Genomic DNA, 18060 nt, shown 5'->3' with positions numbered 1-18060 from the left:
TTATGCAGTTACCATCCCCACAGATTGTAATTCAATGTTTGCCTCAACTTCATTATACGAGATAACAACTAAATCTTTATAATAATCCTCTGTCATCTTCTTAAAATACATTCGAACAATCGGTGACGCCATAATAATGGCCTGTTTACCGGACTCTTCAAGTTTTCTAACCTGTTCGCCTACCGAATTAAGAATTGCTTTTGTTCTTTCAGGATCAAGTGTCAAATAGGCGCCGGTCTCGGTTTGTTTAATGCTGCTCATAATCTCCTGCTCTATCTTGGGATCAAGCGTCACTACACTTGTAGTTTCACCAAGCATAAAAAACTTATTGGAAATAGCCCTTTTTAATGACTGTCTTACATATTCGGTAAGTATGTCAGGATCATGTGTCGAAGGTGCAAAATCTGCTAAAGTTTCAAATACAGTAACAAGGTCTCTTATAGAAATACCTTCTTTTAACAGATTCTGAAGAACCTTCTCAATTTCACCAAGGCTCATAAGCTTAGGAACAAGCTCATCTACAAGGGCAGGATTGTTCTCTTTAAGATTATCAACAAGATTCTGCACATCCTGTCTGGTCATCAGCTCAGAAATGTGTTCTCTGATTATCTCGGTAAGGTGTGTAGCAATGATGGACGGTGGATCAACAACCGTATATCCCAGGCTCTCCGCTCTTTCACGCTGACCTTCCGTAATCCAGATGGCAGGCAGATGGAAAGAAGGCTCAAATGTGGGGATACCGGTTATCTCATCCTCAACATGTCCCGGATTCATTGCCATGTAGTGATCAAATAATATTTCTCCGTCACTTACCTGTATACCTTTAATTTTAATGATATATTGATTGGGATTCAACTGTATATTATCTCGAAGTCGAATTATAGGAACTACAGTACCAAGTTCAAGGGCAACCTGACGTCTTATCATAACAACTCGATCAAGGAGATCTCCGCCTTGATTGACGTCTGCAAGAGGAATAATTCCGTAACCGAATTCAAGTTCAATAGGATCAACCTGTAAAAGACTGGTTACATTTTCAGGCTGTCTGATTTCTTCGGCCTGAGCTTCTTCAGAAGATGCGACTTCAGACTCTGTTTGAACCTCTTCTATAGTCTGGCTTGCAACTCTTCCAAGCAGCACAAAGCCTGCTCCGAAGGAAACATAAAGCAGTGTCGGAAGCGGAGAAAAAATGCCAAGTCCTGCTACTACTCCGCCAACCAGATAAAGTGTCTTTGGCATTCCAAACAGCTGCCCAATAAGCACATGTCCAAAATCTGCCTCTTTCGATCCCTTCGTTACAAGAATACCTGTTGACATTGATATCATCAATGAAGGAATTGAACTAACAAGACCATCACCCATTGTAAGGATTGAATAGGTATTAATGGCTGTATTAACATCCATTCCCATTCTAAGTACGCCCATGGCAATACCGCCAATCAGGTTGACTGCCGTAATAATAAGACCTGCTGTAGAGTCTCCCTTTACGTATTTGGTAGCACCATCCATAGCACCAAAGAAGCTGGCTTCTTCCTGAATCTTGTTTCTTCTCTCTTTAGCCTCGGCATCGGTTATGGCTCCGGTATTTAAATCCGCATCAATAGCCATCTGTTTACCGGGCATAGCGTCCAAAGTAAATCGGGCTGATACTTCAGCTACACGTTCGGAACCTTTATTTATGACCATGAGCTGAACAATGATTAAAATCACATAGACAATAGCTCCTACAATAAGGTCACCACCACCTACAAATGAACCAAACACTTCTATGACCTGTCCCGCACTTCCCTGAGTAAGGATAAGTCTTGTAGATGAAACATTCAGAGCAATCCTGAATATTGTAGTAAACAATAAAATAGTTGGAAAAAAAGACATTTGAAGAACTTCTGTTGCAAACATCGCAGTAAACATGATGACAAATGACAAAGACATATCAAATGCCAAAAGTATATCCAGCAACCAGTCCGGAAGAGGAATAATAAGCATTACAATAGCAGCTACAATGTACAGCGCCAGACCATAATCATAGACTCTGTTTTTAATCATAGATAAATTCATGCCATTACTCCTTTCCCCGGTGCAGCTGTTTTATATTAACTTAACCAAACAACTAAACCGGTATTTTAAAACCATATAATTTATTATATTTTACCCTTTAAATGGTAGACATATGCCAAAACTTCAGCAACTGCTTTGTACAGTTCAGGAGGTACCTTTTCACCCACTTCTACATTTGCATAAAGCATTCTGGCCAAAGGTTTATTCTCAACAATTTCAACATCATTTTCTTTAGCAACTTCTTTTATCTTCTGAGCAAGATAATCCGCACCCTTTGCAACAACCACAGGAGCATCCGCTTCATCCGCATCATACCTTATGGCAACAGCGTAATGCGTAGGGTTTGTAATGACCACATCTGCCTTTGGCAGATTTTGCATCATTCTTCTCTGAGAAGCCTGCATCATTCTTCTCTTTTGAGCACCTTTGATCTCGGGATTACCTTCAGAATTCTTATACTCATCTTTTACTTCCTGCTTGGTCATCATCATATCCTTGGTAAATCTTCGCTTCTGATAAATAAGATCGGCAAACGCTATTATCATATAGGCCGCCGCTATCCTAAGCCCAAGCTCAATTATGAGATTTCCCATAAGACCAATGGCCTGTTTTAACGGGATATCATAAAGCAAAAACAGTGATTCTTTTCTTCCTGAAAAAAAAGTGAAGATAACAACTGTCATAATGGCAAGTTTTAAAATAGACTTTAAAAGTTCAAACAATTTTCTGGTAGAAAAAATCTTTTTCATACCGGATATTGGGTTAAGCTTTGATAATTTGGGTTCAAGAGGTTTTGTTGTGGGCTTAAATCCAACCTGCACAATATCACAAATCAAAGCCACCAAAAAACCGACTGCAAAAAATGGCGCACATAAAAGCAAAAGCACAAGCATGGCATGTACTACCAGACTACTGATAAATGCAAACGGCAACCTTCCATCATAAGTTCTGGCCACATCAGGAATTGAATTATAGACAAATTCAAATGTGCTGCTAAAAATGTCTCCCATGAAGCCATAAACAAATTTCAGTATCACAAAGAGAGCAAGCAGACTAAATGCTATCGCCACTTCCTGGCTTTTAGCCACCTGACCTTCTTTTCTTGCATCATCAATTTTTTTGGCAGTAGGCTGTTCTGTTTTTTCAGCACCATTGGCATCTTCTGCAAAAAATTGAAGGTTATATGCAATTAATAAGGGCTTATATTCAGCCGCTTTGCATACTGTAAACAAACTCGTTCATTAGCTCCTTTATATTCATATAGATGAAATTTGAAGCATTTCCCAGCATTGTCACCGTAACAAGCATGACCGCCAGACCTATTATGATTTTTATCTGAATACCAACAGAGAACATGTTCATCTGAGGTGAAACTTTTGCCAAAATTCCCAATACTACGTTTGTAATAAATGTGATTATAAAAATCGGAAGTGAAATCCTAAACCCGATAACAATGTAATCTCTTAAAAATGAAACTACTGCATTCAGCATTTTATCTGAATTTATAACTATTCCATTAATTGGAATCAGGTTAAAAGAATCTGCTAAAGCCTTTAAGATAAAATGGTACATTCCGGATAAAATAAGCATCATTGTAAGTACCTGTGAATAAAATGTACCTGTGATCGTAGACTGTTCATTAGTGTTGGGATCAAAAAGGTTTACCATCGAAAGTCCTATCTGCATATCCACAATAGTACCTGCAAAATTTACTATCAGCGTACTGATAAGCACCGCATATCCCAGCAAAAAACCTGCCATAACTTCTTTTAACACAATTACCGTATAACCAATGGTAGTGTTATAACTTGGAGGATTAAAAGGAACTGCGCCATAAATCATTATGGACAGTAAAAGCCCGAATCCGACTTTTACAAGGTTTGGTGACTGTCTTCCTCCAAAAAACGGACAAACGAATATGAAACTTGTAACTCTTACGACGACCAGTAAGAAAATTTCTAAATCACCATAACTAAAGGAATAATCTATCATGAAATCCTCTACCTAACATACATGGAAAAATCAGACCACAAATCAATGATATATCCTGATAGTTCAGTCAGCATCCAGTTTCCAATAAGCATAATCATTATAAAAACTCCGATTACTTTGGGAACAAAAGTAAGTGTCTGTTCCTGTATAGAAGTAACCGTTTGAAATATCGAAATTACAAGTCCGATAACCATCGATGTCAAAAGAACAGGCAGCGACATTTTTATTACAAGAAAAAGTGCACTATTCATTATGGTATTTATATCCGACAATGTGATCATACGTACTCCTCTTTTAGTAGAACGACTTTACAAGATTACCAATGATCAGGCTCCATCCATCCGCAAGAACAAATAAAAGTATCTTGAACGGCATGGAAATCGTGGTTGGAGGAAGCATCATCATACCCATACTCATAAGAACCGAAGCCACAACCATATCTATAACAATGAACGGAATATAAATTAAAAATCCTATTATAAATGCAGTTCTCAGCTCACTGATTATAAAACTTGGAACAAGCACAACATTTGGAATACTGTCCAGCTCACCGTCCCACTCAATGCCATCAATCTGCATGAAAAGCAGTACGTCCTTTTTCTGAGTCTGTCCATACATAAACTGCCTGAAAGGCTTCATAGCTGTCTCAAAAAACTCAGTCTGATCTATCTGCCCTTCCTCAAACGGAACTACAGCAGTGTTATACGCTTCTGTCAAGGTTGGCTGCATTATAAAAAGCGTCATAAACAAAGCAATCCCAATCATCACCTGGTTAGGCGGTGATGTTTGGGTACCAATGGCAGTTCTGGTAAAATGAAGTACAACAATAATCCTTGTAAAAGAAGTCATCATTACAAGGAGTGTTGGTGCCAAAGTCAAAAGTGTAAGTGTTATGAGAATCCTGAGAGCACCATTAACAGAACCATTGCCATTATCATACGTAACGGTAACAGTATTGGCTATATTGAGTTCTTTCAAATCCTCTGAATCCTCTGAAGATCCCGGAGGATTTATATTGGTCCTCTCTTCCTGCGAACCTGTCAGATGTGATTCTGTAGATCTTGTTGGATCTGTAGACTCATTGTCAATTACTACTTCCTCAGTAGCCTCTGCTTTAAGTGGAACAGAAATAGAGAATAAAGATATTAAGATAACAGAAATAAAAGCAGCTAATATAAATCTTCTGATACTGCCTTTTTGGACTATTATTTTTTTTCTATCTCCCCATCTTTTTGCCATTTACTTTTTTATCTCGCTTTTGAATTTGTCAAATATTTCCTTAAAGCTGTCAGTTTTTATATCACTATCATCGGCCAGCTTAAGAGAATCCTTGTCAACTTCACCAAGAGCCGTTATTTCATCTTTACCAACAGCAATACACAGATACTTGTTCCCAATCCTGACAATCTGAATATACTTGCCTGTGGTAATCCGTCCTGTCTCAATTATTTCAATGTTGCCTAAAGCGTTTCTTTCCTTCTGATAACCTGAAAGATACTTGGTAACATAGTAAGTTACAGCCAAAACAACAACAAAAATAAGTAAGACAGAAACGAATTGAATGTATGAATCTGCAGTCATATTTTTATCCTACTGAACGATTTCAGTTACACGAACTCCAAAACTTTCTTCAATTACTACAACTTCACCTTTTGCAACGAACTTACCATTGACAAGGACATCAACAGGCTCACCTGCAACCTTATCAAGTTCTATGATAGTTCCCGGAGCAAAATCAAGGATATCGGCAATTGGCTTTGCAGTTCTTCCAAGTTCAACCGTAACCTCAAGAGGAACATCTTTGATAATACCGATATTTTCCCCTCCGGCCATAATAGTTGTACCACCGGAAAAATTCTGGAACTGAGCCGGCTGAACATTCATATTCATCATTTGTGGAGCCATCATCTGTGGCATTCCCATTCCCATTCCCATTTGCGGCATTCCCATCTGAGGCATTCCCATTCCCATTTGCGGCATAGGCTGTCCCTGCATCATAGAAGGATCCATCTGAGGCATAGGTGCCGGAGTTGGTTCTTATGCAGGAGCAGGAGCAGGTGCAGGTGCAGGTTCAGAAGCCTGTTTCCCGCCTGAATCACCTGAAATAACGGTATCCTTAAGAGTTTTTGCAAAATCAACAGGATATAACTGCATAAGGGTTGAATCCACAAGTTCACCAACCTGCATCTTGAAAGAAATCTTTACAAACGTACCTGTAAGGAAATCTGCTATATCAGACGGATCATCATTTATCATATCCAAAAGAGTTGCCTGTGGCGGGCTGATATCTACCTTTTGATTGATCATTGTAGAAAGAGATGTGGCAGCAGCTCCCATCATCTGATTCATAGCTTCGGAAATAGCCGAAAGCTGAAGCTCACCGACCTCACCATCTGCATTTGTTCCATCACCGCCCATCATAAGGTCAGTGATGACCATAACATCATGTTCTTTCAAAATAAGGATATTTGTTCCATCAAGGCCGACCGTGTACTTAATCTGAATAAATACACAAGGTCTCTCATAGTTATTTATCACATTTTCCCAGTTGGCAAGTTCAACCTGAGGTGTTGTGATACTAACTTTCTGATTAACAAGGGAATACAGCGTTGTAGCCGATGATCCCATGCTGATATTCGCCACTTCACCGATTGCATCTTTTTCTGCATCAGTAAGAAGTGACTCATCAATTACACTTCCGCTTGCAGGCGCTGTAGCTGCATCTGCTGGGGCTTCTCCCCCGGAATCGGAAGGAGCGTCTGCAGATGAATCTGATCCGCCAGAATTATCCATACCGGCTAGCAATGCATTAATTTCGTCCTGTGACAACATTCCATCCATGCTCCTACTCTTCCTCCTCTCTGACAATTGACGTTATTCTTACAGCATACTTATCTTTCGCTGTGCCGGGTAACGCAGTAAACTTATAAATATTTCCTACATAAATTTGCATATCTGTATTAACTCTGTTATCAAGTCTTATTATGTCGCCTGCCTGAAGATGAACAATATCACTTACCGAAACATTACATTTTCCGAGAATTGCTTTAACAGGAACATCAACATGTTTTACCATTGTCTCCAAAGTATCATGGAAATCTTCGTCTGCATTTTTCTGCATAGTAGAAAACCAGAACTTTGTGTTGAGCTTGTCCATTACACTCTCTAAGGTAAAGTACGGAAGGCATACGTTCATCAGTCCTTCAGTATCGCCTATCTTTATATTCAAAGTGACGATAGCAATCATATCCGTCGGAGAAATAACCTGGGCAAACTGTGGATTAGTCTCGATTCTTTCCATTACCGGATTTATCGCCACCACACTTTGCCATGGCTCAACCATAAGCTGCATACATATGGTTACAAGTTTTTCTATCAGTGGCATCTCAATGTCTGTAAATGGTCTTGGTTTATCAAGTGTTCCGCCTTCACCACCAAGCATACGGTCGATAAAAGAAAAACCAATATTGGCCTGCAATTCCAAAATAATAGTCCCCTGTAACGGAAGAAAAGAAATTACTCCCAGAATAACAGGATTTGAAAGTGCATTACTAAATTCTGAATAAGTAACAGTCTCTGAGTTAGCTACCGATACTGTAACATTCTTGCGCAAGTATAATGGCAAAGTTGTCGATAACAATCTTCCATAATGTTCGTAGATCATCTCCAATGTTCGAAGGTGCTCTTTGGAGAATTTGGCCGGCCGCTTAAAGTCATAGTCTTTGACTTTCTTCTCGTCGGTTGCCTGCATCTGATCCACATCAAGTTCACCGCTGCTTAGCGCTGCCAACAGACCATCTATTTCACTTTGTGACAGTACTTCACTCAAAATGGATCTCCTTTCCTTTAGTTTACGTGCTTATGTCTTAGCACTTACAATAATAAGTAATATACTTAACTAATGTTTCAAAAGTACTAAAATTACTGATAAATAGCAGTAATACTAACATCATAAATAAAGTTAGATCCGTAAAGTTCCTGAATTTCTTCCAGAATTGTGTCTTTGGCAGGCTGCAAATCCGCCTGAAGTTCTTCAAGCGTGTAACCCGAAAGAGTATCAATAACTTTTGACTTAATAATGTCACTCATGCCTGCAAGAGAATCCGATGTTCCGTAGGTAGCATAATCTGCAGAAGCAGTATTCATAGAAAACAGTACCTCGGCAACCATATAGTGTGCCTTGCCGTCAGCCCCAGGCTTAAGTGAAATTGTAAGATTGTTGTCGCCTGTATAGCCAAAGGTTGCAAGATTGGCAACTCCTACAGTTCCTGATGAAGATCCTGAAAAGCCTCCGCCTGCCCCGCCGCTGGCTTCAAGCTCCAAAGCAGCCGCAATGTCAGAAATAAGCTTTGCAGTCTGAGAATTGGTAGTCATAACGCTAAGAAGCATAAAACCGTTCATAGCCAGATTAACCACAAGTAGTGCCAGAATAATAATTGATAATAAATTCTTTTTCATTTAAAGATATCCCCCTCTTAATATGATGAACTTAATGGATTGTATATCTTAATCTCAACTCTTCTGTTGCGGGCTCTTCCCTCATCTGTTGAATTGTCTGCTATAGGATCGTACTCGCCTCTGCCTGTATGAACAATATTTGAGGGATCAAGGCTGGTGTTCTCACAAAGATAATAAAATATAGCCAAAGCTCTTCCTGACGAAAGTTCATCGTTGTTTGCATACTTTCCGCCGGAAGACATCGGAACATTATCTGTGTGACCTTCTATTTCAATAGTACCTCCTGCATATGATTCGAGTATCTGACCGACTTTTTCAAGAACAGGAAGAACGTCTTCTTTAATATCGGTTTTACCTGAATCAAATAATATTGAACCTTGAATAGTAAGTTGAACATATTGGCTGGTGTAATTTAGAGAAACTTCATTTTCTATTTCTGCCTCTTCAAGAGCCTTCTCAATTTTTTGAGCCAATTCAGTGGAAGCTTCCATTTGAGCTTCTTCTGCCGCTTCCATAAGCTCTTCTTCATTCATATCGCCCACATCAGCCTGCTCTGAATCCGAATCAGCTCCTGTCTGTGCAAGACCCATGGATGTAATATAACTGGAAAGTTCAGTAAGCTGTGACACACCATCACCTATAAGTGCTCCCTTTCCTAAAGCCATTTCTCCACCGTTGAAAATACCAAATGCTGAACTAAAAGATGCAGCAACCTCTTCAAATTTAGCAGCATCCATTGTAGCCATAGAGAAAAGCAAAACGAAGAAACAAAGGAGCAGGTTCATCAGATCACCGAAGGTACCCTGCCAGGCCGGTAGTCCGGGTTTAATTTCCTCAGGTTTCTTAGCCATTATTCTCCTCCATCACCTGAACCATTCTCTGCTTCATAAGCTGCTCTGTCACTAGGTGACAGGAATGATTTAAGCTTTTCTTCTGTAACACGAGGGTTCTCTCCTGCCTGTATAGACAAAAGCCCCTCAATAACAATACTTTTTGCCATGTATTCGGCATTGCTTCTGGCTTTCAATTTATTTTCAGCCGGATAGCAGAACCAGTTAGCCAAAACTGAACCATAGAACGTTGTAATAAGAGCAACGGCCATGGACGGACCGATTGATGAAGGATCTGACATGTTCTGAAGCATAAGAACCAGTCCGAGAAGTGTTCCGATCATACCCCAGGAAGGACCCATACCTGCAACATCACCGAAAAAGGAGTAATTTTCCTTATGTCTTTCAGACATGGCATCAATTTCTGCCTCCAAAATACTTTTTACAAGTTCAGGCTCCGTACCGTCAACAATAAGTCCGACACCTTTTTTCATAAAGGCATCTTCAAGATTACTGGCCGCCTCTTCAAGTGCCAAAAGGCCTTCTTTTCGAGCAGTGTTAGAAAGATCAATAATCTGTTTTATGGTACCCTTTGTGTCATCCGCAGGCATTTTAAAAATTAAAGTATAAGATTTTAAACCACTAATGAAACTTGGCATACTTCTTGAAGCCAAAACCGCCATGAAAGCTCCACCGAACGTAATCATGGCAGACGGTGCATCCAAGAAATAAACAACACCGGTAATTCCGGCTGAAAAGACAATACTCAGGATCATGAATAGAAAACAAAGACCTACACCAAGTAAAGACGCTATATCCATACTAATTTCCCCTTCATATAAAATAATGCCGTTATTTGTTATATGTTAGTTTTTATCTCTATGTTTGCTTTTCTATAATCTCATATATTTCCGCTGGAGTTTCCTTCACTATAAGCTTCCGCCCGCTTCTTAGTATGATAACGGTATCAGGATTTGCTTCGACCGTTTCAATAGATGAAACATTAAGAAGAAATTTCCTCGTATCCATTTTAGTTAATTCAATAATACTTTTAGACATCTATCACCCCATCAACATCTAAAAATTTCATTGTTTCATATAAATGAGATCTTTTTTGAAATTTTTTTTCTAACTGAATATATTTTACCACTTTATAAATACAAATAATCATTTTTTTGTTCACATTTTGGACATATCCGCAAATTAATTGCACTATTTTTAGTTAATATTGAAACTATTTTACAATTATACTTCACAGCATTCTCACAAAATACGAATCACACAGTGATACAACATATTGTGGTAATAAATTTATTTTAGCACAACATTTTTATTAATAACAGTATCATTTAAAAAAAATAGCGCTATTATGCGTTTTTTTATGAACGTATCAGCGCAAAGCCCCACTGCTGCTACAGTGGGGCTGATTCTTTATCTTATGATGTAACAATAATTATCTCTTAAGGTTTGTGAGTTCTTCAAGAAGTGTATCTGATACTGTAATAATTCGGCTGTTAGCCTGGAAGCCACGCTGTGTTGTGATCATCTCGGTAAATTCTTTTGAAAGGTCTACATTTGACATTTCCAAAACACCGGTGTTCATATATCCACCATCAGTTGTTATATCCTGAATTGTGGCATCACCTGAGTTAAGAGTTGATGAATATAAATTATCTCCTTCTTTTGCAAGACCTGAGGCATTAGCAAATTCAGCAGATGCAATCTGTCCCAGAAGCTTTGTCTGACCATTTGAATATGTTGCATTAATCTGGCCATCCGTTGAAATATTAATTCCATTCATCTCACCAACCATACGACCGGTGTTATTTGATTTCTTATCACCTTTTGTGGCTTTAATGGTGGCTGATCCATTAGTGTTATAATTGGTTACCGTTGAAAAATCTACCGCCAGCTGTCCGGCCTGGTTTGTAGTCTGATCAGTTGTTGCCTTTTGATAACCAAACGGCTCAAGTCCTTCTACACTTTGATCAAACATCAAATTAACAATAAATGAAGAAGTATATCCTCCGGCAGAAGAAATCGCACCTGTGGCAGCATCAAAGTCCAAAGTTATAGTCTTTGTCTCTGTTCCATCAGAAGTTTCAAAGTTTACTCCTTCCAAAAGAGTAGTTCCAATGGATTTTCCTGATGAGTCTAAAATATCTGATAAAGTCAAAGTAAATAAATCGGGATCAGTATCATCATTCATAAGTGTAAACTTTGCTGTATAAAGATATCCCTTATTGTCATAGAATTCCAGTGTTATGGTTTTACCATTATCAGAATTTATATTTGTATCATTATCATCAATATTTCCGCTAAATAGTGCTGCAGTAGTAGATGCAGGAGCATATGTCATATTATCAGCTGTCATGATAGGGAGATTTTGGAGTCCACTATTCATATCAATCTTTCTCTCTCCTGTCTCCTCATCAACTGTAGCCTGCCAGCCCATTACATAATAACCATTGCTTTGCATTGCCAGATTTCCGGCTCCATCTACATAAAAAGAACCATCTCTTGTATAAAGATTTTCCTGACCATTATTTACAACAAAGAAAGCCTTACCTGTAATCATGATATCAAAAGGGTTGTTTGTAGTCTGAGTAGCGCCCTGTGACTCAATTGCTGTAGCAATAGCGCCTGACTTAGCACCAAGACCGATCTGTCTGGCATTGACACCACCCTTGGTCTCTGTCGCACCTGAAGCTGCCTGAGTTGTCTGATACATTAAGTCAGAAAAAGTAATTGACTGTGATTTGAAAGATGTGGTATTAACATTGGCAATATTATTACCAAGTACGTCCATCTTTGTCTGATGTGTTCGAAGTCCTGCCACACCAGAATAAAGTGATCTCATCATAAGACAAAGTCCTCCAATTTTAAATTAATACACAATTGTACTTCATAACGTTGGATTTTGTACGGATGAATGAATTGCAGATATTTCCTTCAATCATTCGGGAAATAAAGATTTCCTGATGGCATTAAACCACTTCGGTCCAATCCTTATGCTATCACTGCTCCGTCAATATTTGTAAAAACATTATTTTTATTCTCTGTCTGATCCATAGCTGTAACAACTGTGTTATTGGGAATGTTTACAATAAAAGCAAGCTGATCTACAAGTATAAGAGAGTCTTTAATGCCCTTTTCGCCCGCTTCCTGTTTTCCTAAATTAAGCCTTGCCATCTGTTCATCAGTAAGGGATATATTTCTGTTCTGAAGTCTGTTTACGGCATGCTTGGAAAACTTTAGTTCATTTGAACTAATAGTATTATCGGTTGATTCCTTTATTTTATTTAGAATATTGGCAAAAGAATATTCACCGACAGCTGCATTATTATTTCCGGATAGCTTACCATTAGACGAAAGTTCTGTCTTATTGGCATTGTTTATCCGATCATTCATCTGATTTAAAGACAGAAACTGCCTGTCGTCTATTGTCATTTCATTTCCCTCCTTTCACAAAATATTTTCGGCAAAAGCCAATCAAGTGGTCTCTGTAAGAGTCCTCTTATCATCTCCTCTGATGTCATCAATTCTGTTAACATACTGAAGAAGTGATGTAACATAACTATTGTCCATCATTCCTTTTGCCTTATCATCCATATAATTCATATAGTACTCATACATCGCATCGATGGTTTCACCATGAGCTTCATCTGTTATAAGCTCAAGATTCGGAAGTTTATCTATACTCTTCTGGAAATCCTCTGCCGACTTAATGGCATTAGTGTAGTCATCCGAAAGAACCTGAGTAACATCATCTGCACTATAATTAGTTCCGTTCACATTCAGATATGCTTTATTTCCGGAGTAAGTTACAAAGTCAACAACACCCTGAACCTCTGTTGTTTTTCCGGTTTCTGAATTAGTCTGCGAAATAACTACCGTCTTTCCTACCATTTCAGATGCTCTGGACATAGACATGGCATTTGCCATATTGCTTAATTGTTCAACCTGCGTAAATGTTGCATATTGAGATATGTATTCCGTGTTGGATGTTGGTTCCATAGGATCCTGATATTTCATCTGTGCAACCAGTATCTGCATAAAAGAATCCTTGTCATAGCCGGCCGGAGTTGTACTTTTAGAACTACTGGTATTTGAATTTGCATTTACCACTTTACCATTTTCTATAATTGCTTGAACTGAATTTAAATCTGACATTTTTTATCCTCCGGGGCTGGAATGACCAGCCCTTAAAAATCATGCGCTGTAATCAACCGAATTACCATTCATTTCCATTACTTTTGCCGCAACCATATCTGCATCCGACAGTTCTTCATCAGCAACATCTCCAAGTTCAGAAAGGTTTAATCTTCTAAGTGTTTTCCTTGGTCTTTCCTTTTCCTGCTCAAAGCTCTGATTCTTATTATCCTGCTGAAAATTTTGTTCAAATGCATGACTGGCAATTGTAACTTCAATTGCTGTAACCTTTACTCCCTGTTCATCAAATTTCTGCTGTAACTGCACCATTTGGCTTTCGACAGCTTCTTTGACAATTTCGTTCTGTGCAGTAAACTTGGCAACTATTCCATCTTTTGTACTGGTAAGAAGAATATTTACATTACCAAGATGCGCCGGATGGAGCTGAAGTTCCATTGATGACTCACCATTTCCTGTAGATAATGTAATCTTATCAGTAATCTGTCTGACAATATCCTCCATCTGCGCCCTGTCCGTGTAACTTGTCATGCTGTCGGAACTTAAATCTACAGCATCGGCCATATTATCAACGAACTGTTTTAACAGATTTGAAGCCATCTCACCGTTTGTTCCCTTATAATCACGGTGAGTTTCATTTAACTCTACTATTGGTTTAAACTCTTTGGTATTTATTTCTTCTGATTCTGCTTCCACTTGAATTTCAAGTGGCTGCTCTTTAGACTGTGATGCCCTGATATCCTTTGATATATCTTCACCCGCCTCATTCACTATAATTTCCGGTCTTTTTTCTTCAGGTAAAAGAGATACGTCATTTATTTCTTTTCTGAAATCACCAAAATTATCGTGTTTTTCAACAAGCAATGATTCAAAGTCTTTATCGGATAAGCTAAACTCATTCATAAGTTCGCTCCTCATACTGTCAGCATCCTCGCAGAGGTCCTGCATCGAAGTATATAGATCTGAATCTGTTAACAGATCAAGCGTCTTATCCTCACCAATTATGTCTGTTACAAGTAATTGTATATTTTCAGGTTTTAAAAGATCCGTTGCCATAAGTCCCAACGTTTCCATCGCAGTATATATATCTTCTTCATTGATCTCAAGTTCTTTTGCTATTTTAGAAACAAGTTCCTTTCCGGCTTCCAAAACAGCTTCCTGCAGCTTATCATCTGCCTCCATGCAATATACTTCGCCTTCATCTATATGGGAAATATCAACATCAAAGTTTATATCCGGTTCCAATTCCGGAAGACTATCTGGGGCTTCGTAATCTATTTCCGCAACATTTTCATTACCGCCTTTATTAAAGCTATCATTTTCTTTTAATTGATACAGCTTATCAGAAATATCTGACTTTTTAGCAAAATCATCGAAAGTAGATACTTCTTCCGGTTTTTTCTTAATATCCGTGGTCTTGTTGAAAATGTCATTAAAACTAGTTGAAGCACTTTTACTACTGTTTCCGTTTTTTGGAGAAGATGAAGTGTTAACCGCTGCAGCACTTTGTGACATGTAAGTGAGCATCGCACCTACACTGTTGAATGTACTGCTCATTAAATTCCTCCTTTCATTTTTTTAACTGATGTATTTGCTTTTTTTACGTGAGCATAAACATCCAAAGACTCTCACAACATATATCGGCATAATTAAAAAATAATTAATCGAAGCAGATATATTTTTTAATAAGAGTTAGCTACACACAATTTCTTTTGATAATAATTTAGTGCATAACGCAAAAAAACAGCAGGCTCAGAACCTGCTGTCTGAAGATAAGACCAACAGGCCTTATCCCGTAACTTTTGTAGTTTTCTGTTCAAGTGCATTTGGTTCAAGAAGCTGCGTAAGTTTAGCAGCATTTTCTTCTTTCATAACCGCCAATATATCACCTCGATTCTCTACGCTCATTTGAGCAAGAATTTTGGCTACAAGCTCTATCTGATTCTCGGCCACCATTTCATCAAAAATGGCTCCGGCTTCTTTTGCCTTCATACCGGAATAGGTAGTTGCAAAAGCTTTAATGGCAGCATCATCAACTTCACCCTGAACTACCTTTTGATATATTGAAGCTGCAGTATCGGGGTCTATCATAGCGTAGTAAGAAGCATAAGCAGATGCATCAGGAGCATAATCTCCATAAACTACACTCTCATAGAACGAAGCTCTCTCTTCATAGAAAGTCTTCTGTTGCTGCTCAAAAGGTTCAAGTCTTGCAACCTCTGCCTGCAATTTTTCAATTGAAGATGCATAGCTGCTGTTTTGTTCCATTTCAGCCTGAAGAGCCTGCTCAAGTCTTTTTATATATGCGTTGGCATCATCTAAGCTTTCGATACCGGCGCTACTTGATCCGGCATTACTATAATCAACCGTTGATTCAATAGTTTGTGTCTGAACAGATCCTTCCGGCAATAGCAGATTGACATAAGGAACATCCTTCAAAAGTGGAGCAAGTATCTCCGATCCAAAATGTCCAACATCAAGCTTAATCAAAAGAGCCATTATTGCAAGCCAGATCAGAATAATGAGAAAAGAAATAACAAGCGTTGCCAGTCCTCCGGCATTATCACCATTTATCTCCGCAGTTCGCTCCGCAAACTCAAGTTCTTTCTCCTTTTGTTCTTTCCTCTGTTGCTTTAGCTTTTTCTTATATTCTTTTTTATCAGCCGCAAGTTTTTTCTTGGCCGCCTTTGGGTCTTCAGGCGACATAATCATTTTGTTATCAGCCATTATTTTGTATTAGCTCCTCTTTGTCCATAGGTAAAGCTTGTACGCTGATCGTTTTCTTTAGCTTCTTCCTGTTTTTCCTCTTCTAAAAATTCTGCATAAGCTCTATCCCTGAGTTTTTCCTGCATTTTTCTCTCCTGAATAGCACGGGTGAGCCTCACTCTAACTCTTTCGACTTTGTTTTCACATTCTTTTATAACCTTAGCCTGGGAAGAAATCATAACATCCATCTGAGCTGTAGCATATTGATTATCAAGAATATCCTGAAGCTTAAGGCTTTCTTCATTCCTAAGTTTTTCTGCTTCAATCAGGTAATGCTCTTTTCGTTTAATATATCCATCCAAAATATCAAGCTGCTTATTAAGCTCAGACTGTGCAGAAGCAAATTCCATCTTAACCTGCCCTTCAGTCTTTTGCTTGATATTTAAAACGCTTTGCATTCGATAGTTAAATCTCGCCATTGGCTAATCAGTCCTTAAAGATATCAATTAAAGTCTGCCTGATTTCTTCAAAAGAAAATTTCTCATCTGTCTCCTGCATGAGAAAAGAGTTAACAAGTTCTATTTTTGAAATAGCATAATCTATATTCTTATTTGCACCGCTTCGATAAGCGCCTATATTAATAAGATCTTCCGCATCATTATATGTAGCAAGTACATTTTTTAGTTTTCCCGCAGCTTTTTTATGCTCAGGATCTGCTATAGCAGACATACATCTTGAAATACTTGCAAGTACATCAACGGCAGGATAATGATTCTTTTGAGCAAGCTTTCGGCTCAAAACTATATGCCCATCCAAAATACCTCTGGCAGTATCTGTTATAGGTTCATTCATATCATCACCATCTACTAAAACAGTATAAAGACCTGTGATTGAACCTTTCCTTGACTTTCCTGCTCTCTCAAGAAGTTTTGGCATCTCTGCATAAACACTTGGCGGATATCCTCGTGATACAGGCGGTTCTCCGCTGGCAAGCCCGATTTCTCTTTGAGCCATTGAAAAACGCGTCAGCGAATCCATCATGAGAAGAACATCTTTTCCTTTATCTCTAAAATACTCCGCAATTGAAGTTGCTGTCTTTGCAGCCTTAAGTCGCTCAAGAGCAGGCTTGTCAGAAGTCGCGCAGACAACAATGGATCTTCTCATACCTTCTTCGCCAAGGTCTCTCTCGATAAACTCACGAACTTCTCTTCCTCGCTCTCCAATAAGTGCGATTACATTTATATCTGCCTGTGTATTTCTGGCAAACATACCAAGGAGAGTGGATTTACCTACACCTGAACCGGCAAAAATCCCAATTCTCTGTCCTTTTCCTACTGTAAGAAGCCCGTCAACAGCCTTCACACCCAAAGGCAAAACATCAGAAATAGGATCTCTTGTCATAGGATCCGGCGGCTGATTTTCAACAGAATACGCAACTCCGCCTTCCAGCGCCACACCTTTTCCATAGCTGGTGCCATCAATTCTGCCAAGTCCATCCAGCGTCTTACCCAATAGTCCTTCGCCCACATTAACCCTAAGCGGAGAATCGGTATTTTCAACAATTGAGCCATTCCCAATTCCGCTGGTATTTTCATATGGCATAAGCTGAACATGATTGTCCTTAAATCCAACAACCTCAGCCATTGCAGGCTTAAGTCTTCGTTCAGTTCCCACATATGATTCTTTTTTCTTGGGATAAATAAGGCAGATATCGCCAAGTTTAGCGTCCGGACCGGCTGACTCGATGGTAAGCCCAATAACATTTACCACCTTACCTCTCATTCGGTAAAACGGAGCATTTTGCATTTTTTTATATTTTGACAAATCTACTGAAGATACTAACATC

18 protein-coding genes and 1 pseudogene are annotated in these 18060 nt (G+C 38.8%); all 19 read right to left on the bottom strand.

Annotated features, from left to right (window positions below; translation table 11 throughout):
• The 19 genes and pseudogenes from flhA to fliI all read right to left on the bottom strand — a co-directional run bounded on the left by flhA (position 1) and on the right by fliI (position 18059).
• Complete coding sequence (flhA, locus tag J6O61_RS17100; protein ID WP_292215525.1) at positions 1-2058, bottom strand: flagellar biosynthesis protein FlhA; 2058 nt, start codon at positions 2056-2058, stop codon at positions 1-3.
• Between the two features lie 83 nt (positions 2059-2141).
• On the bottom strand, positions 2142-3290 hold the full coding sequence (flhB, locus tag J6O61_RS17095) for a flagellar biosynthesis protein FlhB (protein WP_292215524.1): 1149 nt from the start codon (positions 3288-3290) through the stop codon (positions 2142-2144).
• A complete protein-coding gene (gene fliR, locus J6O61_RS17090) occupies positions 3265-4050 on the bottom strand; it encodes a flagellar biosynthetic protein FliR (RefSeq protein WP_292215523.1) in 786 nt (261 codons plus the stop codon). The genes flhB and fliR overlap by 26 nt, the downstream gene beginning before the upstream one ends.
• 8 nt (positions 4051-4058) lie before the next feature.
• Positions 4059-4331, bottom strand: a complete 273-nt coding sequence (gene fliQ, locus J6O61_RS17085) for a flagellar biosynthesis protein FliQ (RefSeq protein ID WP_292215522.1) — start codon at positions 4329-4331, stop codon at positions 4059-4061.
• Between the two features lie 13 nt (positions 4332-4344).
• Positions 4345-5289, bottom strand: a complete 945-nt coding sequence (gene fliP / locus J6O61_RS17080; protein WP_292215521.1) for a flagellar type III secretion system pore protein FliP — start codon at positions 5287-5289, stop codon at positions 4345-4347.
• On the bottom strand, positions 5290-5631 hold the full coding sequence (locus J6O61_RS17075) for a flagellar biosynthetic protein FliO (protein WP_292215520.1): 342 nt from the start codon (positions 5629-5631) through the stop codon (positions 5290-5292). It abuts the gene before it with no gap.
• A 9-nt stretch (positions 5632-5640) separates the two neighbouring features.
• Positions 5641-6891, bottom strand: a pseudogene (gene fliY, locus J6O61_RS19655) (flagellar motor switch phosphatase FliY).
• A gap of 4 nt (positions 6892-6895) precedes the next feature.
• A complete protein-coding gene (gene fliM / locus J6O61_RS17065; protein ID WP_292215519.1) occupies positions 6896-7879 on the bottom strand; it encodes a flagellar motor switch protein FliM in 984 nt (327 codons plus the stop codon).
• 92 nt (positions 7880-7971) lie between these two features.
• Positions 7972-8508 carry a flagellar basal body-associated FliL family protein gene (locus J6O61_RS17060; protein WP_292215518.1) on the bottom strand — a complete coding sequence of 179 codons (537 nt, stop codon included), beginning with the start codon at positions 8506-8508 and terminating at the stop codon, positions 7972-7974.
• Between the two features lie 17 nt (positions 8509-8525).
• The gene (locus J6O61_RS17055; protein WP_292215517.1) at positions 8526-9359 is read right to left on the bottom strand and encodes an OmpA/MotB family protein; all 834 of its coding nucleotides are present in this window, start codon (positions 9357-9359) and stop codon (positions 8526-8528) included.
• The gene (locus J6O61_RS17050) at positions 9359-10159 is read right to left on the bottom strand and encodes a motility protein A (protein WP_292215516.1); all 801 of its coding nucleotides are present in this window, start codon (positions 10157-10159) and stop codon (positions 9359-9361) included. Before J6O61_RS17050 ends, J6O61_RS17055 begins: the two co-directional genes overlap by 1 nt.
• Before the next feature lie 58 nt (positions 10160-10217).
• A complete protein-coding gene (locus J6O61_RS19650) occupies positions 10218-10397 on the bottom strand; it encodes a flagellar FlbD family protein (protein ID WP_292215515.1) in 180 nt (59 codons plus the stop codon).
• Positions 10398-10791: 394 nt separating this feature from the next.
• Positions 10792-12201, bottom strand: coding sequence for a flagellar hook protein FlgE (locus J6O61_RS17040; RefSeq protein WP_292215514.1), 1410 nt, complete (start codon positions 12199-12201; stop codon positions 10792-10794).
• Between the two features lie 146 nt (positions 12202-12347).
• A complete protein-coding gene (locus tag J6O61_RS17035; protein WP_292215513.1) occupies positions 12348-12788 on the bottom strand; it encodes a TIGR02530 family flagellar biosynthesis protein in 441 nt (146 codons plus the stop codon).
• 42 nt (positions 12789-12830) lie between these two features.
• Entirely contained in the window at positions 12831-13511 is a 681-nt protein-coding gene (locus tag J6O61_RS17030) for a flagellar hook capping FlgD N-terminal domain-containing protein (RefSeq protein ID WP_292215512.1), read from the bottom strand.
• A gap of 39 nt (positions 13512-13550) precedes the next feature.
• Positions 13551-15065, bottom strand: coding sequence for a flagellar hook-length control protein FliK (locus J6O61_RS17025; protein ID WP_292215511.1), 1515 nt, complete (start codon positions 15063-15065; stop codon positions 13551-13553).
• Positions 15066-15296: 231 nt separating this feature from the next.
• Positions 15297-16235: a hypothetical protein gene (locus tag J6O61_RS17020; protein WP_292215510.1), complete on the bottom strand. Its 939-nt coding sequence runs from the start codon at positions 16233-16235 to the stop codon at positions 15297-15299.
• On the bottom strand, positions 16235-16693 hold the full coding sequence (locus J6O61_RS17015) for a flagellar export protein FliJ (protein WP_292215509.1): 459 nt from the start codon (positions 16691-16693) through the stop codon (positions 16235-16237). Before J6O61_RS17015 ends, J6O61_RS17020 begins: the two co-directional genes overlap by 1 nt.
• Before the next feature lie 7 nt (positions 16694-16700).
• Entirely contained in the window at positions 16701-18059 is a 1359-nt protein-coding gene (fliI, locus tag J6O61_RS17010) for a flagellar protein export ATPase FliI (RefSeq protein WP_292215508.1), read from the bottom strand.
• Position 18060 lies beyond the last annotated feature (1 nt).

This window comes from Butyrivibrio sp., assembly GCF_017635265.1.
Lineage (GTDB): Bacteria > Bacillota > Clostridia > Lachnospirales > Lachnospiraceae > Butyrivibrio.
This window is presented reverse-complemented; position numbering and strand designations above follow the sequence as displayed.

Coding starts and splice junctions, on each gene's coding strand:
- flhA (WP_292215525.1), bottom strand. CDS start 2,058: ATGAATTTATCTATGATTAAAAACAGAGTCTATGATTATGGTCTGGCG.
- fliR (WP_292215523.1), bottom strand. CDS start 4,050: ATGATAGATTATTCCTTTAGTTATGGTGATTTAGAAATTTTCTTACTG.
- fliQ (WP_292215522.1), bottom strand. CDS start 4,331: ATGATCACATTGTCGGATATAAATACCATAATGAATAGTGCACTTTTT.
- fliP (WP_292215521.1), bottom strand. CDS start 5,289: ATGGCAAAAAGATGGGGAGATAGAAAAAAAATAATAGTCCAAAAAGGC.
- J6O61_RS17075 (WP_292215520.1), bottom strand. CDS start 5,631: ATGACTGCAGATTCATACATTCAATTCGTTTCTGTCTTACTTATTTTT.
- J6O61_RS17060 (WP_292215518.1), bottom strand. CDS start 8,508: ATGAAAAAGAATTTATTATCAATTATTATTCTGGCACTACTTGTGGTT.
- J6O61_RS17055 (WP_292215517.1), bottom strand. CDS start 9,359: ATGGCTAAGAAACCTGAGGAAATTAAACCCGGACTACCGGCCTGGCAG.
- J6O61_RS17050 (WP_292215516.1), bottom strand. CDS start 10,159: ATGGATATAGCGTCTTTACTTGGTGTAGGTCTTTGTTTTCTATTCATG.
- J6O61_RS19650 (WP_292215515.1), bottom strand. CDS start 10,397: ATGTCTAAAAGTATTATTGAATTAACTAAAATGGATACGAGGAAATTT.
- J6O61_RS17040 (WP_292215514.1), bottom strand. CDS start 12,201: ATGATGAGATCACTTTATTCTGGTGTGGCAGGACTTCGAACACATCAG.
- J6O61_RS17035 (WP_292215513.1), bottom strand. CDS start 12,788: ATGACAATAGACGACAGGCAGTTTCTGTCTTTAAATCAGATGAATGAT.
- J6O61_RS17030 (WP_292215512.1), bottom strand. CDS start 13,511: ATGTCAGATTTAAATTCAGTTCAAGCAATTATAGAAAATGGTAAAGTG.
- J6O61_RS17025 (WP_292215511.1), bottom strand. CDS start 15,065: ATGAGCAGTACATTCAACAGTGTAGGTGCGATGCTCACTTACATGTCA.
- J6O61_RS17020 (WP_292215510.1), bottom strand. CDS start 16,235: ATGGCTGATAACAAAATGATTATGTCGCCTGAAGACCCAAAGGCGGCC.
- J6O61_RS17015 (WP_292215509.1), bottom strand. CDS start 16,693: ATGGCGAGATTTAACTATCGAATGCAAAGCGTTTTAAATATCAAGCAA.
- fliI (WP_292215508.1), bottom strand. CDS start 18,059: ATGTTAGTATCTTCAGTAGATTTGTCAAAATATAAAAAAATGCAAAAT.